This window comes from Pelosinus sp. UFO1, from assembly GCF_000725345.1.
Taxonomy (GTDB): domain Bacteria; phylum Bacillota; class Negativicutes; order DSM-13327; family DSM-13327; genus Pelosinus.
This window is the reverse complement of sequence record NZ_CP008852.1, coordinates 72912-99512: the sequence shown is the minus strand read 5'-3', so window position 1 is coordinate 99512 and position 26601 is coordinate 72912. Positions and strand designations below refer to the sequence as shown.

The 26601-nt window shown below is 43.8% G+C and carries 19 protein-coding genes and 1 riboswitch; of the genes, 4 read left to right on the top strand and 15 right to left on the bottom strand.

The window, feature by feature from the left end; genetic code table 11:
* Positions 1 to 332: 332 nt before the first annotated feature.
* Positions 333 to 10154, bottom strand: coding sequence for a calcium-binding protein (locus UFO1_RS23930; protein WP_051788763.1), 9822 nt, complete (start codon positions 10152 to 10154; stop codon positions 333 to 335).
* Between the two features lie 157 nt (positions 10155 to 10311).
* Positions 10312 to 10395: riboswitch (cyclic di-GMP riboswitch) on the bottom strand.
* 676 nt (positions 10396 to 11071) lie between these two features.
* A complete protein-coding gene (locus UFO1_RS24225) occupies positions 11072 to 11428 on the bottom strand; it encodes an LrgB family protein (RefSeq protein WP_236639299.1) in 357 nt (118 codons plus the stop codon).
* Here UFO1_RS24225 and UFO1_RS00390 point away from each other — a divergent pair.
* Entirely contained in the window at positions 11371 to 11715 is a 345-nt protein-coding gene (locus tag UFO1_RS00390; RefSeq protein ID WP_051788762.1) for a CdaR family transcriptional regulator, read from the top strand. The two genes, UFO1_RS24225 and UFO1_RS00390, sit on opposite strands and share 58 nt — an antisense overlap.
* Before the next feature lie 106 nt (positions 11716 to 11821).
* On the opposite strand, the gene rlmH is transcribed toward UFO1_RS00390, so the two are convergent.
* Genes rlmH through UFO1_RS00375 form a run of 3 tightly spaced genes read right to left on the bottom strand, consistent with a single transcriptional unit; the run spans position 11822 to position 14203 of the window.
* Entirely contained in the window at positions 11822 to 12301 is a 480-nt protein-coding gene (gene rlmH, locus UFO1_RS00385; protein ID WP_038666461.1) for a 23S rRNA (pseudouridine(1915)-N(3))-methyltransferase RlmH, read from the bottom strand.
* 1 nt (position 12302) lies between these two features.
* Complete coding sequence (locus UFO1_RS00380) at positions 12303 to 13415, bottom strand: S1C family serine protease (RefSeq protein ID WP_038666458.1); 1113 nt, start codon at positions 13413 to 13415, stop codon at positions 12303 to 12305.
* Positions 13415 to 14203, bottom strand: coding sequence for an MBL fold metallo-hydrolase (locus tag UFO1_RS00375; RefSeq protein ID WP_038666455.1), 789 nt, complete (start codon positions 14201 to 14203; stop codon positions 13415 to 13417). Before UFO1_RS00375 ends, UFO1_RS00380 begins: the two co-directional genes overlap by 1 nt.
* Before the next feature lie 134 nt (positions 14204 to 14337).
* On the opposite strand from UFO1_RS00375, the gene UFO1_RS00370 reads away from it, so the two are divergent.
* A complete protein-coding gene (locus UFO1_RS00370) occupies positions 14338 to 15876 on the top strand; it encodes a PAS domain-containing protein (protein ID WP_038666452.1) in 1539 nt (512 codons plus the stop codon).
* Here UFO1_RS00370 and UFO1_RS00365 read toward each other — a convergent pair whose 3' ends face one another.
* Complete coding sequence (locus tag UFO1_RS00365) at positions 15877 to 17226, bottom strand: phosphomannomutase/phosphoglucomutase (protein WP_038666448.1); 1350 nt, start codon at positions 17224 to 17226, stop codon at positions 15877 to 15879.
* A 147-nt stretch (positions 17227 to 17373) separates the two neighbouring features.
* Between UFO1_RS00365 and UFO1_RS25380 the strand changes: the two genes are divergently transcribed.
* On the top strand, positions 17374 to 17541 hold the full coding sequence (locus tag UFO1_RS25380) for a hypothetical protein (RefSeq protein ID WP_173406200.1): 168 nt from the start codon (positions 17374 to 17376) through the stop codon (positions 17539 to 17541).
* 57 nt (positions 17542 to 17598) lie between these two features.
* On the opposite strand, the gene UFO1_RS00360 is transcribed toward UFO1_RS25380, so the two are convergent.
* The 7 genes from UFO1_RS00360 to UFO1_RS00330 all read right to left on the bottom strand — a co-directional run bounded on the left by UFO1_RS00360 (position 17599) and on the right by UFO1_RS00330 (position 23233).
* Entirely contained in the window at positions 17599 to 18474 is an 876-nt protein-coding gene (locus UFO1_RS00360) for a peptidase MA family metallohydrolase (RefSeq protein WP_038666445.1), read from the bottom strand.
* 86 nt (positions 18475 to 18560) lie between these two features.
* On the bottom strand, positions 18561 to 19199 hold the full coding sequence (gene deoC, locus UFO1_RS00355) for a deoxyribose-phosphate aldolase (RefSeq protein WP_038666442.1): 639 nt from the start codon (positions 19197 to 19199) through the stop codon (positions 18561 to 18563).
* 182 nt (positions 19200 to 19381) lie between these two features.
* Positions 19382 to 19807 carry a Fur family transcriptional regulator gene (locus tag UFO1_RS00350; RefSeq protein WP_038666439.1) on the bottom strand — a complete coding sequence of 142 codons (426 nt, stop codon included), beginning with the start codon at positions 19805 to 19807 and terminating at the stop codon, positions 19382 to 19384.
* 167 nt (positions 19808 to 19974) lie between these two features.
* Positions 19975 to 20331 carry a spore coat protein gene (locus tag UFO1_RS00345; RefSeq protein ID WP_051788761.1) on the bottom strand — a complete coding sequence of 119 codons (357 nt, stop codon included), beginning with the start codon at positions 20329 to 20331 and terminating at the stop codon, positions 19975 to 19977.
* Positions 20332 to 20346: 15 nt separating this feature from the next.
* On the bottom strand, positions 20347 to 20544 hold the full coding sequence (locus tag UFO1_RS00340) for a hypothetical protein (RefSeq protein ID WP_038666436.1): 198 nt from the start codon (positions 20542 to 20544) through the stop codon (positions 20347 to 20349).
* A gap of 246 nt (positions 20545 to 20790) precedes the next feature.
* The gene (locus UFO1_RS00335) at positions 20791 to 21543 is read right to left on the bottom strand and encodes a LytTR family DNA-binding domain-containing protein (protein ID WP_038666433.1); all 753 of its coding nucleotides are present in this window, start codon (positions 21541 to 21543) and stop codon (positions 20791 to 20793) included.
* Positions 21536 to 23233: a sensor histidine kinase gene (locus UFO1_RS00330; RefSeq protein WP_038666430.1), complete on the bottom strand. Its 1698-nt coding sequence runs from the start codon at positions 23231 to 23233 to the stop codon at positions 21536 to 21538. Before UFO1_RS00330 ends, UFO1_RS00335 begins: the two co-directional genes overlap by 8 nt.
* A 141-nt stretch (positions 23234 to 23374) precedes the next feature.
* Between UFO1_RS00330 and UFO1_RS00325 the strand changes: the two genes are divergently transcribed.
* Positions 23375 to 25561 (top strand): Tex family protein, encoded by a 2187-nt coding sequence (locus tag UFO1_RS00325; RefSeq protein ID WP_038666426.1) that lies wholly within the window; start codon positions 23375 to 23377, stop codon positions 25559 to 25561.
* Positions 25562 to 25719: 158 nt separating this feature from the next.
* Here UFO1_RS00325 and UFO1_RS00320 read toward each other — a convergent pair whose 3' ends face one another.
* Both UFO1_RS00320 and UFO1_RS00315 read right to left on the bottom strand, forming a co-directional pair.
* Positions 25720 to 26208, bottom strand: a complete 489-nt coding sequence (locus tag UFO1_RS00320; RefSeq protein ID WP_038666423.1) for a hypothetical protein — start codon at positions 26206 to 26208, stop codon at positions 25720 to 25722.
* A 7-nt stretch (positions 26209 to 26215) separates the two neighbouring features.
* On the bottom strand, positions 26216 to 26485 hold the full coding sequence (locus UFO1_RS00315) for a hypothetical protein (RefSeq protein WP_038666420.1): 270 nt from the start codon (positions 26483 to 26485) through the stop codon (positions 26216 to 26218).
* Positions 26486 to 26601 lie beyond the last annotated feature (116 nt).

The following is a 26601-nucleotide window of genomic DNA, read 5'->3' as shown; positions in this document are numbered from 1 at the left end:
TGCTGCATCAGTAACATAAAGCGACAATATAGCCTTATTTCCTAGCCTGTTAGTCCTGCCACTACTCTCGATCGCCGACTCTGAAGCTACCATAAATTTGTCCGTAAATTTCAATACATGGTAATGATGATAGCCATCGTCTTCGCGGCACCTATCATCAGCTCTTCAAAGAATTAAGAAAACTCTTGCCAGAATCTACAGGATCTGACAAAAGTTTTCTTAATTCTTCGCAGTTATAAATGATATGTAAATATATTTAGTGCTTCTTCGATTTACATATAAAAGAGTAATGAGTCAAGGGACCGGCCCTGACTCATTACTAGATTTACCTCTTATACAATTTTTTTGCTAACATCGGCGGCAGTCAATGTTGCATCCATAAACTTGAATTGATCTACCTGATAGTTTTCACCTAAAGTCCAGTTTGATAGGGTAATCGTTTCGCCTGTCGGAATTATTGTACATACTAAGTTGTTATTACTTCTAGTAAAATCGATGCTTGCTATAAGCAAGTTCTGGAACTGAAGGGTATCAACACCGTTACCGGATGTTCCTTCATAACTATTGATGGTATCGTTGCCTGAACCTACGCCGTAAAAATAGCTGTCGTCTCCAAGACCACCACGCAACATATCATTGCCTGCTCCACCGTCTAGGATGTCGTTGCCTGCTCCACCGTCTAGGGTGTCGTTGCCCGCTCCGCCGTATAGGATATCATTGCCTACTCCACCGTACATGGTGTCGGCGCCGGCATCGCCGTCAATAATGTTGTCGCCGCCATTGCCAGTGATAACGTTGTTAAGTTCATTGCCGGTACCGTCAATGTTGGCGCTGCCGGTTAAAGTTAGGTTTTCTACATTAGAAGTTAACGTGTAGTAAATGCCGGACTGCACCGTGTCGATGCCTTCGCCCACAGCTTCTATTACTACATCGCCGAAATTGTCAACGACAAAGGTGTCGTTGCCGGCGCCACCGTACATGGCGTCGGCCCCGATTCCACCGTCCAGTAAGTCGTTGCCCAATCCGCCGTCAAAGATGTTGTCGCCGCTGTTACCAGTGATAACGTTGTTAAGATTGTTACCAGTGCCGTTGATATTGGCACTACCGGTTAGGGTCAGATTTTCCACATTCGGCGTTAGGGCATAGCTGATTGACGACTGCACAGTGTCGGTGCCTTGATTGAGGTATTCCACCACCACATCGCCAACATTGTCGACGATAAAGGTATCGATGCCGGCGCCGCCGTACATAGTGTCGGCCCCAATTCCGCCGTCAATAATGTTATTGCCGCTGTTGCCAGTAATAATGTTGTCAAGTTCATTACCAGTGCCGTTGATATTGGCACTGCCGGTCAGGGTCAGATTTTCCACATTTGGCGTCAGGGCATAACTGATCGATGATTGCACCGTGTCGGTGCCTTCGCCCGCAGCTTCAATTACCACATCACCGACATTGGCAATGACAAAGGTGTCGTTGCCGGCGCCACCGTACATAGTGTCGGCCCCAATTCCACCGTCCAGAAAGTCGTTGCCCACTCCGCCGTCGATGACGTTGTTGCCGCTGTTGCCAAGGATGGTGTTATCAAGTTCATTTCCGGTACCGTCTATGTTGGCGCTGCCGGTCAAAGTTAGGTTCTCTACATTCGGGGTTAACGTGTAGGAGATGACGGACTGCACCGTGTCGACGCCTTCGCCCGCTGCTTCGATTACCACATCCCCGGCATTGTCAACGACAAAGGTATCATTGCCGACGCCACCGTACATGGTGTCGGCCCCGATTCCACCGTCCAGAAAGTCGTTGCCCACTCCGCCATCAATAATATTGTTGCCGCTGTTGCCAAGGATGGTATTGTTAAGTTCATTGCCGGTACCGTCAATTTCAGCCACACCGGTCAAAGTGAGATTTTCTACATTATCACTTAAGGTATAGGTAACCGACGATTTCACTGTGTCAATGCCTTCATTGAGATTTTCGATTACTATATCGCCGGCATTATCAACGATAAAGGTGTCATTGCCGGCACCGCCGTACATGGTGTCAGTCCCAATTCCGCCATCAATAATGTTGTTGCCACCATTGCCAGTGATAATGTTGTCAAGTTCATTACCGGTGCCGTTGATATTGGCGCTGCCGATCAGGGTCAGATTTTCCACATTGGCGCTTAAAGTATAGCTGACAGACGACTGGATAAGATCAATGCCTTCGTTGACATTTTCAATTACCACATCACCGACATTGTCAATGACAAAGGTGTCGTTGCCGGCGCCACCGTACATAGTGTCGGCCCCAATTCCACCGTCCAGAAAGTCGTTGCCCACTCCGCCGTCGATGACGTTGTTGCCGCTGTTGCCAAGGATGGTGTTATCAAGTTCATTTCCGGTACCGTCTATGTTGGCGCTGCCGGTCAAAGTTAGGTTCTCTACATTCGGGGTTAACGTGTAGGAGATGACGGACTGCACCGTGTCGACGCCTTCGCCCGCTGCTTCGATTACCACATCCCCGGCATTGTCAACGACAAAGGTGTCATTGCCGACGCCACCGTACATGGTGTCGGCCCCGATTCCACCGTCCAGAAAGTCGTTGCCCACTCCGCCATCAATAATATTGTTGCCGCTGTTGCCAAGGATGGTATTGTTAAGTTCATTGCCGGTACCGTCAATTTCAGCCACACCGGTCAAAGTGAGATTTTCTACATTATCACTTAAGGTATAGGTAACCGACGATTTCACTGTGTCAATGCCTTCATTGAGATTTTCGATTACTATATCGCCGGCATTATCAACGATAAAGGTGTCATTGCCGGCACCGCCGTACATGGTGTCAGTCCCAATTCCGCCATCAATAATGTTGTTGCCACCATTGCCAGTGATAATGTTGTCAAGTTCATTACCGGTGCCGTTGATATTGGCGCTGCCGATCAGGGTCAGATTTTCCACATTGGCGCTTAAAGTATAGCTGACAGACGACTGGATAAGATCAATGCCTTCATTGACGTTTTCAATTACCACATCGCCAACATTGTCAACGACAAAGGTGTCGTCGCCCGCTCCTCCGTACATGGTGTCGGCACCCGCTCCGCCGTTAATGATGTTATTGCCGCTGTTACCAGTGATAACGTTGTTTAGGGTGTTACCAGTACCGTTGATGTCGGCGCTGCCGGTTAAAATCAGTTTTTCTACATTGGCGCTTAAAGTATAGCTGACGGATGCTAGCACGGTGTCGGTGCCTTGATTGACGTTTTCCACCACCACATCACCAACATTGTCGACAATAAAGGTATCGTTGCCGGCGCCGCCGTACATGGTGTCGGCCCCAATTCCGCCGTCAATCATGTTATTGCCGCTATTGCCAGTGATAACGTTGTTAAGTTCATTCCCGGTACCGTCTATGTTAGCGCTGCCGGTTAGGGTCAGATTTTCTACATTTGGCGTCAGGGTATAGCTAATCGATGATTGCACCGTGTCGGTGCCTTCGCCCGCAGCTTCAATTACCACATCACCGACATTGTCAACGACAAAGGTGTCGTTGCCGGCGCCACCGTAAATGGTGTCGGCCCCGATTCCACCGTCCAGAAAGTCGTTGCCCACTCCGCCGTCAATAATATTGTTGCCACTGTTGCCAAGGATGGTATTGTTAAGTTCATTGCCGGTGCCGTTAATATTGGCGCTGCCAGTTAAAGTAAGGTTTTCTACATTGGCGCTTAAGGTATAGCTGACGGATGCTAGCACGGTGTCGGTGCCTTGATTGACGTTTTCCACCACCACATCGCTAACACTGTCAACGATAAAGGTGTCGTTGCCGACGCCACCGTACATGGTGTCGGCCCCGATTCCACCATCAATGATGTTGTTGCCGCTATTGCCAAGGATGGTATTGTCAAGTTCATTACCAGTGCCGTTGATATTGGCGCTGCCGGTCAGGGTCAGATCTTCCACATTCGGCGTCAGAGCATAACTGATCGACGACTGCACCGTGTCGGTGCCTTCGCCCGCTGCTTCCACTACTACATCGCCTACATTGTCAACAACAAAGGTGTCGTTGCCCGCTCCGCCATACAGGGTGTCGGCACCCGCTCCGCCGTTAATGATGTTGTTGCCGCTGTTACCAGTGATAACGTTGTTGAGATTGTTACCAGTGCCGTTGATGTCGGCGCTGCCGGTCAAAGTCAGATTTTCCACATTCGCCGTCAGGGCATAGCTGATCGAAGACTGCACCGTATCGGTGCCTTCGCCCGCAGCTTCCACTACCATATCGCCAGCATTGTCAACGATAAAGGTGTCATTGCCCACTCCGCCGTACATGGTGTCGGCACCCGCTTCGCCGTTAATGATGTTGTTGCCACTGTTGCCAGTGATAACGTTGTTAAGTACATTGCCGGTGCCGTTAATATTGGCGCTGCCGGTTAAAGTCAGATTTTCTACATTGGCGCTTAAGGTATAGCTGACGGATGCTAGCACGGTGTCGGTGCCTTGATTGACGTTTTCCACCACCACATCGCCAACACTGTCAACGATAAAGGTGTCGTTGCCGACGCCACCGTACATGGTGTCGGCCCCGATTCCACCATCAATAATGTTGTTGCCGCTATTGCCAAGGATGGTATTGTCAAGTTCATTACCAGTGCCGTTGATATTGGCGCTGCCGGTCAGGGTCAGATTTTCCACATTCGGCGTCAGAGCATAACTGATCGACGACTGCACCGTGTCGGTGCCTTCGCCCGCTGCTTCCACTACTACATCGCCTACATTGTCAACAACAAAGGTGTCGTTGCCCGCTCCGCCATACAGGGTGTCGGCCCCGATTCCACCATCAATGATGTTGTTGCCGCTATTGCCAGTGATAACGTTGTTGAGATTGTTACCAGTGCCGTTGATGTCGGCGCTGCCGATCAAAGTCAGATTTTCCACATTCGCCGTCAGGGCATAGTTGATCGAAGACTGCACCGTATCGGTGCCTTCGCCCGCAGCTTCCACTACCATATCGCCGGCATTGTCAACGATAAAGGTGTCATTGCCCGCTCCGCCGTACAGGGTGTCAGCACCGATTCTGCCGTCGATGATATTATTGCCGCTGTTGCCGAGGATGGTATTGTCAAGTTCATTGCCGGTACCTTCAATGTTGGCGCTGCCGGTCAGGGTCAGATTTTCCACATTCGCCGTCAGAGCATAACTGATCGACGACTGCACCGTGTCGGTGCCTTCATACGCAGCTTCCACTACTACATCGCCAACATTGTCAACAACAAAGTTATCGTTGCCCGCTCCGCCGTACAGGGTGTCGGCCCCGATTCCGCCGTTGATGATGTTGTTGCCGCTGTTGCCAAGGATGGTGTTATCAAGTTCATTACCTGTGCCGTTGATGTCGGCGCTGCCGGTCAGAGTCAGATTTTCCACATTCGCCGTCAGGGCATAGCTGATCGAAGACTGCACCGTATCGGTGCCTTCGCCCGCAGCTTCCACTACCACATCGCCGGCATTATCAACGATAAAGGTTTCGTCGCCCGCGCCACCGTACATGGTGTCGGCACCAATTCCGCCGTCAATGATGTTGTTGCCGCTATTGCCAAGGATGGTATTGTCAAGTTCATTACCAGTGCCGTTGATATTGGCGCTGCCGATCAGGGTCAGATTTTCCACATTGGCGCTTAAAGTATAGCTGACAGACGACTGGATAAGATCAATGCCTTCGTTGACATTTTCAATTACCACATCACCGACATTGTCAATGACAAAGGTGTCGTTGCCGACGCCACCGTACATGGTGTCGGCCCCGATTCCACCGTCCAGAAAGTCGTTGCCCACTCCGCCATCAATAATATTGTTGCCGCTGTTGCCAGTGATAACGTTGTTAAGTACATTGCCGGTGCCGTTGATGTCGGCATTGCCAGTTAAAGTCAGGTTTTCTACATTGGCGCTTAAAGTATAGCTGCTAGATGATAGTACGGTGTCGCTGCCTTGATTAACGTTTTCCACCACCACATCGCTAATACTATCGACGATAAAGATGTCGTCGCCCGCTCCGCCGTACAGGGTGTCGGCCCCGATTCCGCCGTCGATGATATTATTGCCGCTATTGCCAAGGATGGTATTGTCAAGTTCATTACCAGTGCCGTTGATATTGGCGCTGCCGGTCAGGGTCAGATCTTCCACATTCGGCGTCAGAGCATAACTGATCGACGACTGCACCGTGTCGGTGCCTTCGCCCGCTGCTTCCACTACTACATCGCCTACATTGTCAACAACAAAGGTGTCGTTGCCCGCTCCGCCATACAGGGTGTCGGCACCCGCTCCGCCGTTAATGATGTTGTTGCCGCTGTTACCAGTGATAACGTTGTTGAGATTGTTACCAGTGCCGTTGATGTCGGCGCTGCCGGTCAAAGTGAGATTTTCCACATTCGCCGTCAGGGCATAGCTGATCGAAGACTGCACCGTATCGGTGCCTCCGCCCGCAGCTTCCACTACCATATCGCCGGCATTGTCAACGATAAAGGTGTCATTGCCCGCTCCACCGTACATGGTGTCGGCACCCGCTTCGCCGTTAATGATGTTGTTGCCACTGTTGCCAAGGATGGTATTGTCAAGTTCATTACCAGTGCCGTTGATATTGGCGCTGCCGGTCAAAGTCAGGTTTTCCACATTCGGTGTCAGAGCATAGCTGATCGAAGATTGCACCGTATCGGTGCCTTCGCCCGCAGCTTCGATTACCACATCACCGGCGTTGTCGACGATAAAGGTATCGTCGCCCGCTCCGCCGTACAGGGTGTCGGCCCCGATTCCGCCGTCGATGATATTATTGCCGCTGTTGCCGAGGATGGTATTGTCAAGTTCATTGCCGGTACCTTCAATGTTGGCGCTGCCGGTCAGGGTCAGATTTTCCACGTTCGCCGTCAGGGCATAGCTGATCGAAGACTGCACCGTATCGGTGCCTTCGCCCGCAGCTTCCACTACCACATCGCCGGCATTGTCAACCATAAAGATGTCATCGCCCATTCCGCCGTACATGGTGTCAGCCCCGATTCCTCCGTCGACGATGTTGTTGCCGCTATTGCCAAGGATGGTATTGTCAAGTTCATTACCAGTGCCGTTGATATTGGCGCTGCCGGTCAAAGTCAGATTTTCCACATTCGCCGTCAGGGCATAGCTGATCGAAGACTGCACCGTATCAGTGCCTTCGCCCGCAGCTTCCACTACCATATCGCCGGCATTGTCAACGATAAAGGTGTCATTGCCCGCTCCGCCGTACATGGTGTCGGCACCCGCTTCGCCGTTAATGATGTTGTTGCCACTGTTGCCAGTGATAACGTTGTTAAGTACATTGCCGGTGCCGTTGATGTCGGCATTGCCGGTTAAAGTCAGGTTTTCTACATTGGCGCTTAAAGTATAGCTGCTAGATGATAGCACGGTGTCGCTGCCTTGATTGACGTTTTCCACCACCACATCGCTAACACTATCGACGATAAAGATGTCGTCGCCCGCTCCGCCGTACAGGGTGTCGGCCCCGATTCCGCCGTCAATAATGTCGTTGCCCGCTTCGCCGTCGATGATATTGTTGCCGCTGTTGCCGAGGATGGTATTGTCAAGTTCATTGCCGGTACCTTCAATGTTGGCGCTGCCGGTCAGGGTCAGATTTTCCACGTTCGCCGTCAGGGCATAGCTGATCGAAGACTGCACCGTATCGGTGCCTTCGCCCGCAGCTTCCACTACCACATCGCCGGCATTGTCAACCATAAAGATGTCATCGCCCATTCCGCCGTACAGGGTATCAGCCCCGATTCCTCCGTCGACGATGTTGTTGCCGCTATTGCCAAGGATGGTATTGTCAAGTTCATTACCAGTGCCGTTGATATTGGCGCTGCCGGTCAAAGTCAGATTTTCCACATTCGCCGTCAGGGCATAGCTGATCGAAGACTGCACCGTATCAGTGCCTTCGCCCGCAGCTTCCACTACCATATCGCCGGCATTATCAACGATAAAGGTGTCATTACCCGCTCCGCCGTACATGGTGTCGGCACCCGCTTCGCCGTTAATTATGTTGTTGCCACTGTTGCCAGTAATAACGTTGTTAAGTACATTGCCGGTGCCGTTGATGTCGGCATTGCCGGTTAAAGTCAGGTTTTCTACATTGGCGCTTAAAGTATAGCTGCTAGATGATAGCACTGTGTCGCTGCCTTGATTGACGTTTTCCACCACCACATCGCTAACACTATCGACGATAAAGATGTCATCGCCCGCTCCGCCGTACATGGTGTCGGCCCCGATTCCGCCGTCAATAATGTCGTTGCCCGCTTCGCCGTCGATGATATTGTTGCCGCTGTTGCCGAGGATGATGTTGTCAAGTTCATTGCCTGTGCCGTTAATGTCGGCGCTACCGGTCAGAGTCAGGTTTTCCACATTCGCCGTAAGGGCATAGCTGATCGATGACTGCACCGTATCGGTACCTTCGCCCGCAGCTTCGATTACCACATCACCGGCGTTGTCGACGATAAAGGTATCGTTGCCCGCTCCGCCATACATGATGTCGGCGTCGATTCCGCCGTCTAGAAGGTCGTTGCCCTCTCCACCATCTAGTTTATCTTTGCCGCTATAGCCGTATAGATTGTCATCTCCACCGAGGCCAAAAATTCTGTCATTGCGGTTCTCACGACCATATAGTGTATCATTCCCTTCAGTACCTACAATCATAAGAGAATCATTTATATCAGTTGGTGTAAGTATGCTACCATCGGAAAAACGGAAATTTTCTACCTGGTAGTCTTCTCCAAGATACCAATTCTTTAGCGTAAGCGTCTCACCGGTTTCTTTTAATTGTAAAATGAGATCCGATCCTTCCGTTAGGTATTCAAATGAATTCTTGTCAATCCCTTGTCCGAATTGCACAACGTCAAAGCCATTACTGCCCGCCAATTCGTAGTTATCAATCGTATCATTACCTGAACCAATTCCGTAAATGTATGTATCATTTCCGGCTCCGCCGTCTAGAATATTGTTGCCACTGTTGCCGATGATAGTATTATCAAGTTCATTACCGGTACCATTGATGTTGGCGCTGCCGGTCAAAGTCAGGTTTTCCACGTTAGCGGTTAATACATAACTTATCGACGACTGCACAGTGTCAGTGCCTTCGCCTGTAGCTTCGATTACCACATCGTCAACATTGTCAACGATAAAAGTGTCGTCGCCCACTCCGCCGTACATGGTGTCGACACCAATTCCGCCGTCCAGATAGTCGTTCCCAGCCCCACCATTAAGAACGTTATTTCCGCTGTTTCCTATAATGACATTATCTAGTCCGTTTCCTGTCCCGTTAAGATTCTCTTCACCGGTTAAAGTAAGATTTTCCACATTGGCGCCTAAGGTATATGATATACTTGCCTGCACAGTGTCGTTGCCTTCGCCTGCTTTTTCCACGACCACATCACCAACGTTGTCGACGATGTAGGTGTCATCACCCCGGCCACCGTACATGGTGTCGGCACCAATTCCACCGTCCAGAAAGTCGTTCCCAGCCCCACCATTAAGAACATTATTTCCGCTATTTCCTATAATGACATTGTCTAGTTCGTTTCCTGTTCCGTCAAGATTTGCTTTACCGGTTAAAGTTAGATTTTCTACATTGGCGCCTAGGGTATATGAGATACTTGCCTGTACAGTGTCTATGCCTTCGCCTGCTCTCTCTTCTACTGTATCACGATAATTATTTACTACGTAAGTATCATCGCCGTTGCCACCAGCCATAAAATCGGCTCCATAACCACCGTCAAGCAAATCATTTCCCACGCCACCACTAAGAATGTCTTTGCCTTTTCCACCAGACAAGGTATCATTATCCGCTCCGCCGACTAGAATGTCCTTACCATTTCCGCCGTAAAGATTATCATTACCTTCCCCGCCAATTAAAAGGTCCTTACCATTTCCGCCATACAGGGTATCGTTACCACCTTGACCAACTACAATGTCCTTGCCGTTTCCCCCGTGAAGATTATCATTACCTTCCCCGCCGATTAAAGCAGACTTTCCGTTTTTACCAGGTAAACTACCTGTGCCGCCTTTACCGTTTTGATGGTCTTTACCATTTCCGCCAGTTAAAACGTCTTGGTCATATCCGATATACGAAATATCGCTACCAGCTTCACTATTAGTTTTGCTTTTGCCCATAATCTAATCCCTCCATGAGTTTTTTGGAACTGCATACATGGTTATCTCCCAACTGAAATTGCTTTATATTTAGAACATTTTCCAGGCTACTCATTTCACATCTTTGGCTAACAAATTATGCTTACTTTTGGTCTATTACCCGTCAATAAAAACACAAAAAAAGAGATCCCGGTTACACTACCAGCTCCTGACAGCCCAAGTGTCCACATACAGGCTGACATTCATTGCTTAATCCCATCCTAAGGAAAATATTAAATTATACACAAGATTTACACATTCTACATTTCCACTCTCTCACATTAATTACCTTTATTTCGGGGTCCCATTTCGTTGGCCTCAAAGTCCCATTTCATCAACAAAAATTTACTCAATACGACAAACATCGACAATAATTCAAGCCTCATTATCACAAATAAAGCATCCCTTAAGTAAAATGGGGGGCTATAGCGTACACCAATTCGCTTCATAATAGTGCTATAAGGTAAGGTGGCTCAGACTCACAGGGACGGCATGTCTGTGTGAGCAATCCCGAGTATTTTACAAAGTATACCGGTAACATCAAAAAAAGAGTTGGAAGATTGGACTTCCAACTCTTTTTTTCTATTTTTCGCCGTTACCAGTGATACGGTTCTTCTCCGTATCGAGTCCAACGGTTCAGTTTTTATGCTCACTTTGATTACCCTCTTCTTTTCTAGGAAAAATGATCTCATACTCTGCCTCGATCACTTTTGGGAATTCTGGCGAAATAGTATGCCAATCTAACAAATCAATTCTAACTGGCAAGACAAAAGGACGGTGGATTTGTCTACAAAGACATTTCCTCCGTCCCCTTGTCTTTCTTCCTCAATGAGTGCTTGCCTATAATGTTGTGGCCATTTCTTCTCTTTTCAATCGATCAATAAATACACTTGCTACTATCAATTTATACCAAGAAACTGAAAACACAACGGTACAACCTCCGGGGCGAGCAGCGTTGTAATAATGCCCATAAAGATCATCGCCAGACTGGCAATGGCCGTTTCCATTTTGCCATATTCCTGCGCCTTGGCAGTTCCCGCTCCGTGAGCGGCCACGCCAAGCATCAGTCCTTTGGTTATAGGACTGACCTGCTTCATCCAGCGGAAAACTATAGGACTCAGTCTAGTGCCGATAATACCGGTGGTAATTACGAAGGCGGCTGTCAGCGCAGGGATTCCGCCAAGATGTCGCCGATCGGTTGCAAAAAAAAGATTGTATATTATTTTATGGATCTCGGGCCTATAATTTATTTGCAAATAACGTAAATGAAATGGAATTATACAATTATTACATGCAAACGGTAGCGCCAATGATTGATTATGATACCAATCATAAAAGTGAGCTGGTAACTACTTTTGAAGCTTTTCTGGAATGCAATAGCAATATTAAAGAAACCTCACAATTTTTTTTTGTGCATAGGCATACTTTGAAATATCGCTTAAATCGTATTCATGAAATCACGGGATTTGACCCTGAAAATTCTCAACATCAATTTCAACTGCAACTAGGATTAATTTCCGCCCGCCTGCTAACTAAAATTTAGTGACTTTTCTTTCATAATTTGAACAAAACCGCCCTAGCAAAGAGAAATTCTCCTTGCTAGGGCGACTTTGTTCAAATTTTAAGGTTATTACATGCCATTTTCGCCACTACAAATGATACGGTTCCCCCCGATTAATCTTAAATGCCCGATACACCTGTTCAACTAATAACAAGCGTATCATCTGATGAGTAAAGGTCATCTTAGAGAAAGACAACCGTTCGCTGGCTGCTTTGACTATATCGGGGGAAAGACCAAAGGCACCACCAATGACGAAAGTGATATCACTTTTCCCGGAAATACCTAGGATACTGATTTTTTCTGCCAGCTCTTCTGAGGAAGCTAGCTTGCCAACCACATCAAGGACAATAAGGTGTGTCCCTTCCTTAACGTGTTTTAACATACGTTCCCCTTCTTTAAATAGAACCTTCACTTTTTCGGCATCAGAAGGGTTATCGGGCATGCGTTCTTCGTCGACCTCTATAATTGATAAGCGGCAGTAAGGGGTAAGACGTTTAACAAATTCAGCAATGCCCATGGTAAGATATTTTTCTTTTATTTTGCCAACGGCAACAATGGTAATTTTCATATTACTGCTGACTCGGCATTTCTTCTAAAAGTACGTTCACAACCTGCTGCTGACCTTTACGTACAATAGTAACACTTACGGTACCACCAACAGCCTGAGCATCAACTGCACCTCTTAGATCTGCTACACTGTTAATCTCTGTCTCTGCTATCTTTAAAATAATATCGCCTTCCTTAAGTCCAGCCTTACCTGCTGGGCCACCCTTTGCGACTTGCACTAAATAAACTCCTTTATCTATCGCGAGTTCATAGCCATAGGCAGCAGCCGTATTCCGATCTAAAATTCCCACTCCTAAGTAAGCCCTTACTACACGACCTTTCTCTATTAGCGATTGCAATATTGGTCTAGCCGTATTTATAGGAATGGAAAAACCAATTCCTTCTACACCAGCAACGGATATCTTGGCGCTGTTAATACCAACAACTACTCCATCAGCATTGACTAATGCTCCTCCTGAATTCCCTGGGTTAATCGCAGCATCTGTTTGAATTAATTTAAACTTGCGCTCACCAATTTCAATAGAGCGATTTAAGGCGCTAATCACCCCAGCAGTTACACTTCCCTTAAACTCTAAACCAAGAGGATTACCAATAGCAATAGCTGGTTCCCCCACAAGCAGACTGTCTGAGTCACCTAATACAGCGATAGGTAAGCCAGTGGCTTCTACTTTTACTACTGCCAAATCCGTAGCAGGATCGGCACCAAGGACTCGCCCTGTTAGCACTCGCCCATCAGCTAAAGATACCGTAATTTCCTGAGCATTTTCTACCACGTGATTATTGGTAGCAATATATCCATTGGCATCAAAAATCACACCTGATCCAGTCCCTTGTTCTACAAGTACTTTCTTTTTAAAAGAACTCTGAGCATACGCTTTATTTGTTATTCCCACGACTGCGGGGCCAACAGCTTGCGCGGCTCTGACAATCGGAGTATTACGTGCTTCTGACACTTGTGCCTTAGCAGTAGGTGTTGTAAGTAACTGCTCAACAGGTGTTGCATTTTGTGACATTGGCTTTGTTAGAAAGCTGCCACCATATGCTAGTACTAAACTACCACCAATCAGTGCCCCCATGACAGCAATCAAAAATAGAGGCCCAATCCTTCTAAACATCATCCAACCTCCTTAAAATTACTACTCACTGTACGGTCAGGATAAGTAACATGAAGTTCAATTTCTGAACCAAGCTTACATCCCTGCTCTTCTAATATAGCACTCACAGTTCTTCTTGCCAATTCAGGATCATTATTTTCCTTGCTTATATGAGCCAAAAATACTTGCATACTCGGCTTGCGCTTTAAATTAGCTAATACCCACGCTGCATCCACATTGGATAGATGACCGCGATTACTCTTAATACGGCGTTTTAAATGCCAAGGATACGCACCATTCTCTAGCATGTCCAGGTCATGATTGGATTCCAATACCAAGATATCGCTTAAAGAGATTGCCTCTTTCACTGCGTCTGTTACAAAACCTAGATCTGTAACAACACTACATTTGTCTGTACCATTATAAAATCGATATCCTACGGGATCGGCCGCATCATGAGAGATGCTAAAAGGTTCCACTCGCACTTGACCAATCGTCAGATTGCTAGTTAACCTTTTACAGCAGCTATCTGGTATTACCCCACGGCAGTACATAGCATGCCAGGTGTCAGGACTAGCGTATACTGGCAAATTATACTTTTTGGTCATTGTCGGTAGGCCACTCACGTGATCTCTATGTTCATGAGTAATCACGACTCCATTAAGCTCCTCTATATCAGTACCTAAGGCAGCCAGGCTATTTTTGATACGCCTAGTGCTAATACCCGCATCTACCAATATTTTGGTATGTTTAAAATCTAAAAAAATGGCATTTCCAGTACTGCCACTTGCTAAAACATGAACTTGCATAATATCTCCTTACATTATATATTGATACATTTTACCCTTTTGCTACTTGTAAAACAGTTTTGAAAACTATATAGTATTATATCAGAAAACAGTTTATCTTTTTAGCATTATTCTATATAAAGAGGTATTCTTAAATGAGCGATCAACAAAAATCGAAGGAACAACTTATCCAGGAACTATCTGAATTACGCCAGCAATTAGAGGCATTAAAAGCATCCCCCCAAAAAACAATACCTAAGCAACCAATTGAATTGCCTTTACAAACTAGAAAATCTAGCTACCCAGGCGAAGGGGAGTTTAAAAAACTAGTTGAAAAGTCTCCCGATGCCATTGTTCGTTTTGACAAAGATTTACGATTTTTATATGCAAATTCCATTACTATCGAAGTAATTGGAATACCAATTACCCAATGTATAGGGAAGACTATTTATGAGTTAAATTTAACAAGTAAGAACCATCGTTCTTGGAAAGCACACGTAGAAAAAGTATTTACAACGAAAAAAAGCATCGCCTTTGAAGCTGACTTTACCAATTATAAAGGACGGCACTTTTATTATCATGCTCGTCTTGTTCCCGAGTTTTCGAAAGATGGTAGTGTCCCTTCTGTCTTATGTACATTTCGTAATATTAGTGAATTAAAAAAAGCTGAACTGGAGCTACGTGCCAGTGAAGAACGTAATCACAAATTATTGTCCTCTTTGCCCGATATTCTGTTTTTTCTTACAAATGAAGGCGTCTATTTAGATTATCATGTAACTAACCCTCATTTACTCTATAAACCTCATCACAGTCGTATTGGTAAACATATATCTGAGGTACTACCTGCTGAACAGGCTTCGCAAATCAAGACTGCCGTTAAGAAGGCCATTAAAAGCGGTAAAATGCAGTTCTTAGAATATCAACTACCAATAAATGATGTTATTTGTACTTTAGAAGGGCGTATTATTACATATAATTCTGATAGCGTATTAGTTATCATTAGAGACATTACAGAACTAAAACATTTAAGACAAGAGCTTACCCGTCTCGATCAGCTAAATTTAGTAGGTGAAATGGCTGCCAGTATTGGGCACGAAGTGAGAAATCCTATGACTACAGTCCGAGGATTCCTGCAACTTCTTAGCAACAAAAAAGAATGTAGTAAATTCCAAGAATACTTTTCCCTAATGATCGATGAACTAGATCGAGCGAATTCGATTATTAGTGAGTTTTTATCTTTGGCAAAGAATAAAAAAGTAAGGCTGGAAAAACAAAATCTGAATACAATTATTAAGACCATCGCCCCATTAATTGAATCAAATGCTATTATGTCTAATAAATATCTCCACTTGGACTTGCAGGATATTCCTGATTTACTCCTTGACTCCCAAGAGATTCGCCAGCTCATCTTGAATTTAGTTCATAATGGTTTAGAAGCTATGCCACCTCATACCACCATAAACATTGCATCCTTTGTTCAAGAAGACCAAGTGATACTAGCAATCCAAGATAAAGGCACAGGTATCCCTCCTGAATCTATTGAGAAACTGGGAACACCCTTTTTCACAACCAAGGAAACGGGAACTGGTCTGGGCTTAGCCGTTTGCTATAGTATTGCAGCCAGACATAAGGCTACCATTACTTTCAATACCAGTCCCCAAGGCACAACCTTTTATATAAAATTTAATCAGTAGCTATTTATACTGTGGCGGTAATGCATCCATTACTGCCGTTTTTATATTTTCTGGCAAAGCAGATACCAAAAGGCTAATTATTTCATGCAAACGTTCTAATGACTTTGCCTCAAAACGCAAAGTAAATAAAGGTTCCGTTACAGATGCACGAATCATACCCCAACCATCTTCAAACTCAATCCGTACACCATCAATTCGGTTCGGTTGGTATGCACTAAGTTTCTGGGCCACCTGATCCAAAACTGCTTCTTTATCGTTCCCCTTGTAAGTGATGCGAATATCAGGAGTTAAAATATAATTAGGAATTTCATCTACTAATGCAGCAAGTGAGCCATGGGTAGCAACAAATTCACATACTTTTAGACCGGCAAACATACCATCATCATAACCAAGCTCACGAAAGAAAAAGTGACCACTTATCTCGCCAGCGAATAATGCCTTTTCTTTTAGAAAGGCTGCCTTGCAAAATGTATGTCCGGCTCTTGCCATAACAGCCTTTCCACCCGCTTTACTTATTTGTTCCGGCGCAACCATTGAGCATTTCGCGTCATAAATAATACTTCCTGGCTGTTGTTCTAAATAATATTTAGCAATGAGCACGATGATATCATCATTGTCCACAGGACGCCCATTTTCATCAACAAAGGCAACTCGATCACCATCACCATCAAAGGCCACTCCTAAATTGGCACCACTTTTCACTACTTTCTCCCCAAGGCCTTTCAAATTCTCTGCCAAAGCTGGATTCGGGGAACGATTAGGAAAATTTCCATCAGGCTGGCAATACAATTCAATTACATCATAACCCAGCTCTTTAAATAAGGCGGGTGCAATATGAGACGTTGCTCCATTCCCTGCATCTACTACTACCCGTAGTCTGCTTGGCTGGGCTAATGATGCAGTAAATTTTGTATAATCCTCAATGACTGGCAAGTTAGTAACTGCACCATCACCAGAAACTTGACACCCCTCTTCAACCATCTGTTTTATTTCTAGAATATCTGCCTCACTTACTGGTTGATCGCCAAACACTAGTTTAAAACCATTATAAGGTGCCGGATTATGAGAAGCCGTGACCATAACGCCACCCGCAGCTTTCGTGACCTTTAGTCCATAGTAAAACACAGGGGTCGCAACGGTTCCAATATCAATAACTTCACAACCTGAGTTCACCAAAGCTTTTATCATAATACTTTTCAAAAGAGGAGTAGACAGACGAATATCGCCACCCACTACTACTTTCTGACCAGTCAGTTTAACACCTACTGCCAAGCCTATTTTGTGTGCCATCTCCTCTGTCAGTTCACTACCGGCAATTCCTCGAATATCACACGCATGGAAAATCTTCATAGAATAAGCCATTCTCCCTTCACAACAATATTATAATTATTGTAGCACCTTAAAGGATGTAAGTACAATTTACAGTCACCTTTTATCCCCTTTCAACATAAAATATAGCAAAATATTTACCAAATAAAAATACTAGGGGGAATCAGCTTGGCTAGTCCTGAAAAGATGATAAAAATGTTATTAGACGAAATCAGACAAGGCACAGCGCCACTGGCTACCATTATACAAAACCAGGAAATTCTTATTCTTCAAAATAAGCAACTCCTCGAATTATTAGAAGATACTCGTCTCACCATTGTTAACGATCAAGAATAGCACTAAGTGCCAATATGACAGAAAAGTAGTAAGAGATATCTCGAGGCCTATCTCTTACTACTTCCCTGTTTCCGTATTCATATGCAATATTGCCCATTGTTGCCAAGAGCTTGTAAACAAGGGGTAATCTTGCCCCAAAGCCTGACTTATGGAATTGCCCATAGTTTTTCCAGCCTTTAGCCCGCTTATAACCTCTTGCAGCTTATCTTCACCATATACTTCTGCAATATAACGTACAGCTGCTAAAGACTCCCGATAGGCTAATGCTTGATTAGGCAGTTCGTCAAATTGCTGATCTAACTCTGCCATCGTATACATACTAGCATCTAACGTATTACTTTTCGTCTTCCACTCATAATTATTTACACGATATTCCACATATTGGGCTAATCCTTCTGTAAACCAACGAGGATAATTTCCATTTGTTACATAATCAAAAACCATGTGAGTATACTCATGTACCATTGGTCCTGAATGAATAAACTCCTCTACTGACTCTCCCTTATTTAACCAGACATGAGGTGACAAAATTTGAATCGTACCACCCCAATAGACACCCATCGCGCTTTCATTATCAGACCAACCAAAAGCCTGGCGCAATTCATTTTTGTTAGGGTGTATAAGAATCAAGTTTTTGCCACGAGGTGCATATCCTAATGCATTTACCACAGGCTGATAGGCTGCCTCAGAGGCCTCAGCTATCATACCTACCACATCGGCATCAGATGAAGTGTATTTAATCCTAAAATGTTCGGTCTCATAAGATGCCATGTCACGTGTTTCATAATTGACTTTAATCTGCACAGCTTGACGTACTATAGGGTATACCCATGAGCGAGTTCTTGACGGCACGATGAAGACTAGCACTAGAATACATAGTAGTCCAATCACCAATGTCAACATACCGGTATCGCCGATTTCTACTTTTCGCATAGGGCACCCTCCTTCCTAAAGAAAAGAGTTGCAGATGCTTATTATAGCATGGACGATACTTACTAACCATCGGTATTTTATGTAAACTAACTAACGATACTCACACCCGCACTGGTACCTAAACGTGTGGCACCAGCAGTTATCATGGCTTTAGCATCTTCGAGAGTACGGATACCCCCTGACGCTTTGATGCCAATTTTATCTCCTACTATGGACTTAAACAATTTTATATCTGCGACGGTAGCTCCACCAGGTACAAAACCTGTAGATGTTTTTATATATTGGGCTCCACTTTCTAAAACAATGTGGCAAACCTTTTCTTTCTCTTCCTCTGTCAATAATCCAGTTTCTACAATAACCTTTACCGTACGACCCTGCGCTTCTGAAAGGACCTGCTCAATATCATACGATACCGCCTCCCAAAGCCCTAGCTTAGCAGCACCAACATTGATAACCATATCTAGCTCATCTGCACCATGCAAGATTGCTTGTCTTGCTTCAAACGCCTTTACAACGGACAAGTTTGCTCCTAATGGAAAGCCAATTACAGTAGCAACGTTAACACCCGAACCGACCAACAAACTTACTGCTAAATCCACATAACAAGGATTAACACAAACAGCAGCAAAGTTACATTTTATGGCTTCGCTACACAAACGACGAATATCTTGTGGGGTCGCCTCTGGTTTCAGAATTGTATGATCAATATAATTTGCTAAATCCATTTTCATTCTCCTTTGCATCCTAGATAGAGATTATCTTAACATTATTATTCGTACTCTTTGGCAAAAATCCTCTAATCACATCCATAATTTTCTATATATGGTTAATCATCGGAAAACAAGATGAGTGCTCGAAAAAAAGGTTTGGCATTCGCCAAACCTAGATAGCAATTTAAAATTATTCATTAATTGGTTTGCTTGGGTTGACAATTCGGACAAATTCCATGAAAATAAAATTGTTGACCCATAATTTTATAATTTGTACCTTGGGATACTTGATCAACAAAAGCATCAATATCAATACCATGAACATCTTCAACCTGACCACATTCAGTGCATCTTACATGAGGATGATTTGTTGTAACCGCATCATAGCGAAAACTATCTTCACCAGCATTTAAGACTTGAACTAAACCAATTTCTTTCAGGATTTCCATTGTCTTATAAACAGTAGCTAAACTCATAGTTGGATACATCTCCTGCAGCTCACTAAAAATCATTTCTGCATTTGGATGCGATTTTGTTGAAGATAACATATTATAAATAGCTAACCGCTGAGGGGTAACTTTAAATCCTTTATCGCGAAGTAAAGAAGTAATACAAATTTCCATTTACTCACCACCTATCTTATTTATTTTTTATGGAAAGTGATTATTGAATAGTTTTATCTATATTCTAATATACATTAAAAACTATTGTCAAGAAAAATTATCCCTTGCTAAAGCAGTATATAAAGAAGAACTCCTATCTGCGCAGGAGTTCTTCTTTATATACTGCTTTATTGCATTTGACCGCTAAATTTACTTTGTGCTTTTGCCATCTGTTGGGCAGATGCGCTTTCTACATTATAATAACCTTTTTGCTGCATCACATCAAAAATTTGTTTTTGTTGGCTGTAAACATCACCAAGCACTGTCATATAATCTCTACGCAATTGCTCATCGCCAGCCTCGAGAATATAGGAATTAATGGATTCTGCAGTGTGCTTGCTTTCATTTAATACTAACTGTAATATATCCCGATCAGCAAACTGACTGCCTTGTCCTGATAGCCCTTGTTGTTGGTTACTTTGCTGTTGCTGTTGGCTACCTTGGTAGTTACTTTGTTGATTTTGCTGTTGACCTGCTTGTACCATAAATATCACCTCCTATTATTGTAATTTTTGACCTGCATTTAAGTGTTTACTCATTGTTTGGCAATGTTGTTGATTCTTTTGTGCCATTTGCTGAAAAAGTTGCTTAGTTTGGCTGCATTGAATTGTGTTGGCAAAGTAATTCAATGTCTTAACAGTACTTTGTCCCATACCTAAAAAGTCTTCTAGCTGCATAACTTCTTTGGATGATAACATTATGGATCCCCCCTTTCCACATTTTTCACCGCGCGAAAAACGCAAATTAGGTTTTCCCGCACTTACTATAGCTTGTACGATAAAACATCAACTATACACAGCTTTTTTTAAAAAACCATCTGATAAGGTTGATTAACCTACCAGATGGCTTTGCCCTTGCACTGCTTATTAGTCTAATCGGCTATCGTACCTGCCTTCCATAATAATAGAAAAGCTGAAAGTACAACCAGCATTATTCTTCCTCCACTATTTCAACCCTAATATGCCTTTGATTTCTTTAACCTTGCTTTTACTAACGGGAATTTCAATATCCCCTTCAACTTTGAGCCAATAGGTTCCTTTAAACCAGGGAACTACTTCTTTTACCTTATCCAAATTCACGATATAGCTCTTATGCACTCTCACTAATGCCGTCTGTATTAGACGATCTTCTAATTCTGTAAGAGTGCCTACATAACCATATTCGCCATAGATGGTCACTACGGTCACCATACCTTTTTGAGTATAAACGTAAATAAGGTCATTATAATGTACCATAATAATTTTGCCGTTCTTTTCTAGAGGAAGTTTTTGAACAACCACCTTAGCTTTATGCAAGGCTGCATCTACACGCTGAATGGCTGCTCCCCACTCATCGCCATGATAACTTTTAAGACGCTCTACTGTCATATGAACCCGCCCACTTTCAAAAGGCTTTAAGAGATAATCCACAGCCCCAACTTCAAAAGCCTGCACCGCATATTCATCATAGGCAGTAGCAAATACAAGCAAGGTATCTGGAATGATAGTGCGAAGTACAGCAGCCGTCTCAAGACCATTCATACCACGCATTTGAACATCCATAAAAATCACATTTGGTTTTAATTGCGCCGCTAAACCAATGGCGGCAGCGCCACTATCCGCCTCACCTACTATTTCCACTTGATTTTCCAAAGACAATAAATAGGTTAATTCATCCCGAGCTGGATTTTCATCATCTACAATTAAAATACTAAGCACATTCTTCCCCCTCATCACACAAAAGTTTCGGTATGCGCAGCGTTACCATCGTTCCACTGCCAGGGGTACTAAAAATCGTCAATCCAAACCCTATGCCATACTGGCCCCGCAATCGTTCATGAACATTCGATAAACCAATACAATCTGGAGAAGGGGCTGCCAAAGGGCATCGCCCTTTAACGTCCATTCCAATACCATTATCACGAATGGTAATGGTAATATCTTTATCGCCCTCTTTCGCTCCTATGACAATACATCCTCCATTCTCTTTAGGCTGCAATCCATGTTTTATCGCATTTTCTACTAAAGGTTGAATGGTCAAAGAAGGAATTAAAAACTTTTCTACTTCTGCCGAAATATCTTCCTCAATAACTAATTTATCCCCATGTCTCGCTTGCTCAATGGTCAAATAAGCCCGCACTTGGGCCAATTCTTCACTAATAGTAATCGTACGCCCTGTTTTATGCAAGGTATAGCGAAACATGGCACTAAGCTTAAGCAGAAGTTCTCTGGCTAAATCAGGTTTCGTACGTACCAAAGAAGTGATGGTATTGAGGGTATTAAATAAAAAGTGAGGATTAATTTGCGCATAAAGAGCTTTTAACTCTGCCCTAGATACCAATTTTGCTTGGCGATCAATTTCCGTCAGTTCTAATTGAGTTGAAAATAAATGAGCTACACCAGAGGCAAATACCATATCAGCATGCCCCACAGCATTTGTCCGCGTATAATAAAGCTTTAAAGCACCAATAACAAGATTTGCCCTTTTTAACGGTACAATAATGCCACTAGCCAATTTACAGTTCTTGCAAGAACACCCAATTTCGAATGGGCTTTGTGCAATATACATTTCTCCACTAGAGAGTACATTACGTGTCGAGACTGTTAACCCTAAAGTATCCGGGGCATGATGGGCTTTCTCAATTCCAACAAAAGCTAAAACCTGCTCTGTATCTGTAATAGCTACTGCTTCATAACCCCCTGCGTCAAAAATAATTTGGGCTGTTTCCTGGGCCGAGCGGCCATCAAGTCCATGCCGTAAGAAGGGTAATGTTTTGGTAGCAATGTCCAGAGCCTTATGGGATTGTTCCGCTCCCACTTGTTCTTGAGTACACATAGCCGTTTTAACAATTAACATAAAGATAGCGATACCTAAAGAATTAACAACAATCATAGGTATACCAATGGCATCTACTAATTCTCTAGCCATCCCATAGGGCTTGGCTGTAAGTAAAATAATCACCATCTGCATGACTTCCCCTACTACGCCAGCCACTAAGGCCACCCACCAAGGAATCAGTTTTTCGGGGTAATAACGATGAACCATTCCTGCTAATAAGCCTTCGCAGATATTTGCAATTCCACAAGAAAAAGCAGTAAAACCGCCTAATAAATAGCGATGACCACCAGCAATAACTCCCGCAACAATTCCCATAGCAGGGCCGCCAATTAATCCTGCAGCCATTACGCCGATTACTCGAGAATTAGCTAATGCATCGCCAACGGGAATACCCGCATAGGTTCCTAAGATTCCTATCATGCCAAAGACGATGGTGATCGTTGCTTTTTCACTAAAACTTCCTTGTCGGTAAATCATCCTGCGAAATATTGAGAACTGCGATAACAAAAAGGCAGAAGTTGCAGCAACACTCATCCTTTCTACCATTTCCCATAACAAAAAACTATCCATATCATCACCTCATACAAGGATTTCTTATTGTTCTTTTCGTCGACATCAGTCAAATTCCTGTTTAAAATAAGATATTACATTATAGGAAGGTCATTTTGTGGTATAATAAAAACCATCTAAAAATCGTAAAGTTGGTGCATTATGTTACATACTGATATTCCTATACTAATCGCAAAGGAGCTTACTATTAAAGTTCCTCAAGTAGTCGCCACCATTCAGTTATTGGATGAGGGTAATACGGTTCCTTTTATTGCGCGTTACCGCAAAGAAGTAACTGGTGAGCTAGATGAAGAGCAACTTCGTATTACAGAAGAGCGCTTACAGTATTTGCGAAATCTCGTTAAACGCCAAGAAGATATACTAGCTAGTATTGAAGAGCAGGGCAAACTAACACCTGAACTAAAGGTAGCGATTACTTCCGCTAGTAAGCTCCAGGAACTAGAAGACTTATACTTGCCCTTCAAACAAAAGAAACGTACTCGTGCCCAAATTGCCAGAGAAAAGGGTCTAGAACCTTTAGCTGAAATTATCATGGACCAACAACTGACAACGGGGACACCACTTCTTATTGCTGCAGACTTTGTTAATGCAGAGAAAGAAGTAAATACACCAGAAGATGCCCTCAGTGGTGCCCTTGATATCATTGCGGAAACAATAAGTGAAAAAGCAGATATTAGAGCCGATATGCGTAAGCAGTTGTGGAAAACAACTGAAGTCTGTACTGAGATGGCAGTTCCAGAAGAGGACGGTAAAGAATTTCTCACCTATAAAGAATATCGCGAACCTGTTAATCGCATTCCATCTCATCGCATCTTAGCGGTTAATCGGGGCGAAGATAAAAAAATACTTAAAGTCTCCCTTTTAGCACCTCATGAAACCAATGTGGAACTTATAAACCGTAAGGTCAATACTGGCAAATCAATTTTCACCGATTGTATTTCATCTGCCATAGCAGATGGCTACAAGCGCTTATTATTCCCTGCCCTAGAGAGAGAAATCCGTTCTCTCCTTACCGAAAATGCAGAAAAGCAAGCAATTCGCGTATTTAGTCTTAATCTGCGTCAACTACTTCTTCAACCTCCCTTTGCGGGCCATACCGTTATGGGGCTAGATCCGGGGTACCGCACAGGTTGTAAAATGACAGTAGTAAGCCCTACGGGTTCCGTACTGGACACTAATGTTATCTATGTAACCATGGGAGAGGGACAAAAAGAAAAATCAACTCACATTGTATTAGATGCAATAAAAAAACATGGCGTAACTCTTATTGCCATTGGTAATGGTACAGCCTCTTATGAAACAGAGGAGTTCACCGCGCAGCTGATCAATACACATCAATTGCCAGTTCACTATCTAATTACAAATGAAGCAGGGGCTTCTATCTATTCCGCCTCGAAATTAGCAAAAGATGAACTACCTGATCTAGATGTTACCCTACGAGGAGCAGTGTCTATTGCCCGAAGAGTACAAGATCCTTTAGCCGAGCTAGTAAAAATTGATCCCAAATCCATTGGCGTTGGCCAATACCAACATGATGTCAACCAAAAGGAATTAAGTAATACTCTATCTAACGTAGTAGAATCTGCTGTTAATCATGTTGGCGTTGAATTAAATACAGCTTCTATTGAATTACTCAAACATGTTTCAGGTATTAATGCTACTGTTGCCAAAAACATTGTAGCTTACCGAGATGAAAATGGCACCTTTAAAAGTCGATCTCAGTTATTAAAAGTGCCTCGTTTAGGACAATCTACTTTCATTCAATGTGCTGGTTTCCTTCGTATTAAGAATGGGGAGGCGCCTCTTGACAATACACCTGTTCATCCTGAATCCTATAAACTGGCAGCCGCTATTTTAGCTAAACTTGGCTTTACCCCTAAGGATTTAAAAGATAAAGAGACGTTGCAAACAATACAAGATGAAGCTCAAAAAGCAAATGCCGCTACTCTTGCAGCAGAATTAGAAGCAGGCGAGCCTACCGTTCGAGACATTTTAGCAGCACTTGCTAAGCCTGGTCGTGATCCGAGGGAAGATTTACCGGCTCCTATGACGCGAAAAAATATTGTTAAGCTCTCTGAGTTAACCCCTGGATCCATCGTCAAAGGTACCGTACATAACGTGACTGACTTTGGCGTATTTGTAGATATCGGCATTAAAACAAATGGCCTTATCCATCGTTCAGAACTCAGCCACAAACCCTTCCGCCATCCATTAGATGTTACTTCTGTAGGTGACATCCTAGAGGTAATGATTCTTAGCGTGGATGAAAGCCGTAATCGCATTGCTCTAAGTTTAAAACAGGCAAAAACAGTCGAAGGCAAGCAATAGCATATACTTTCTAATGATAAGACAACAAAAAAGCCGATTGCATATGCAATCGGCTTTTTTGCGGAATCAGAAAGTATAACACTTTCTTGATTCCAAGTAAGAACGACTAAGGCTTCTGCCTGCGTCCGTGGACTTGGCACAAGCCAAGTCTTTTCTTATTATCTATATCGATCTCGGTCTCTATCTTTGTCTTTATTCTTATATTTATCCCATAAGGTACGCCCTAGCATAACCACGCCACCAATTAGCAGCAGGTTTATAATCATGCCAAACAAAGAAGACATTCCTCCACCCATGCCGCCAAAACCAAACATATTCCCTAACAAACTACCTGCTAGGAAACCGCCGCCAAACATACCGGCATTCCGCAGAAAACCACCTGAAGAGGATTGATTTTGGGTATTGGATTGTACTCCAGAAGCTGCAGTTGGAGCTTTATCACCAAAACTATTTGCAGGAGCCGAAGGTTTGTAACTTCCACTCGAACTGTCTGGAGCTGTTGATTTAACAGAAGAACTGCTTGATGAAGGTGCCGAATAAGACTTAGTACCTGAAGAAGAAGATTTACCTGAACTACTCACAGCAGCAAAACAGACTGTACTTACTAATAACATAAGCATCATTGTTAATACTATTATCTTTCGCATAAACGAATTACTCCTCCTTATGCACTTTCACATCTTCCGGGAAAGCATAAATAGCCGACAAATTCGGTAACTCACCAACTAAATAACGATCAATATCATGAATATCAATAAAGAAGGAGCAATTTATCTCTAAATATCCCTGTTCTTTATCTTTCGTCAGTGTTTTTAAATGATCGCGAAGCTTATGACACTCTGCTTCTGATGCTTTCACATCCAAAGTTACCAGGGGCACGCCATAATCGCGCAGCACATCTTGCAAACTTATTCTTTCAGACATAATATTCCCCTTTCCTTTTTACCCTAATAATAATTAGGATGGCATTCTTTCTTCTAAGATGAACATTTTTTAATACTTCAAAAAAACATTCAAGGATACTCTTTGTAAAGATATTC

What these genes read in the sequence shown, in the direction of transcription:
- UFO1_RS23930 (WP_051788763.1), bottom strand. Translation starts at nt 10,154, where the DNA reads ATGGGCAAAAGCAAAACTAATAGTGAAGCTGGTAGCGATATTTCGTAT.
- rlmH (WP_038666461.1), bottom strand. Translation starts at nt 12,301, where the DNA reads ATGAAAATTACCATTGTTGCCGTTGGCAAAATAAAAGAAAAATATCTT.
- UFO1_RS00380 (WP_038666458.1), bottom strand. Translation starts at nt 13,415, where the DNA reads ATGTTTAGAAGGATTGGGCCTCTATTTTTGATTGCTGTCATGGGGGCA.
- UFO1_RS00375 (WP_038666455.1), bottom strand. Translation starts at nt 14,203, where the DNA reads ATGCAAGTTCATGTTTTAGCAAGTGGCAGTACTGGAAATGCCATTTTT.
- UFO1_RS00370 (WP_038666452.1), top strand. Translation starts at nt 14,338, where the DNA reads ATGAGCGATCAACAAAAATCGAAGGAACAACTTATCCAGGAACTATCT.
- UFO1_RS00365 (WP_038666448.1), bottom strand. Translation starts at nt 17,226, where the DNA reads ATGAAGATTTTCCATGCGTGTGATATTCGAGGAATTGCCGGTAGTGAA.
- UFO1_RS00360 (WP_038666445.1), bottom strand. Translation starts at nt 18,474, where the DNA reads ATGCGAAAAGTAGAAATCGGCGATACCGGTATGTTGACATTGGTGATT.
- deoC (WP_038666442.1), bottom strand. Translation starts at nt 19,199, where the DNA reads ATGGATTTAGCAAATTATATTGATCATACAATTCTGAAACCAGAGGCG.
- UFO1_RS00350 (WP_038666439.1), bottom strand. Translation starts at nt 19,807, where the DNA reads ATGGAAATTTGTATTACTTCTTTACTTCGCGATAAAGGATTTAAAGTT.
- UFO1_RS00345 (WP_051788761.1), bottom strand. Translation starts at nt 20,331, where the DNA reads ATGGTACAAGCAGGTCAACAGCAAAATCAACAAAGTAACTACCAAGGT.
- UFO1_RS00340 (WP_038666436.1), bottom strand. Translation starts at nt 20,544, where the DNA reads ATGTTATCATCCAAAGAAGTTATGCAGCTAGAAGACTTTTTAGGTATG.
- UFO1_RS00330 (WP_038666430.1), bottom strand. Translation starts at nt 23,233, where the DNA reads ATGGATAGTTTTTTGTTATGGGAAATGGTAGAAAGGATGAGTGTTGCT.
- UFO1_RS00325 (WP_038666426.1), top strand. Translation starts at nt 23,375, where the DNA reads ATGTTACATACTGATATTCCTATACTAATCGCAAAGGAGCTTACTATT.
- UFO1_RS00320 (WP_038666423.1), bottom strand. Translation starts at nt 26,208, where the DNA reads ATGCGAAAGATAATAGTATTAACAATGATGCTTATGTTATTAGTAAGT.
- UFO1_RS00315 (WP_038666420.1), bottom strand. Translation starts at nt 26,485, where the DNA reads ATGTCTGAAAGAATAAGTTTGCAAGATGTGCTGCGCGATTATGGCGTG.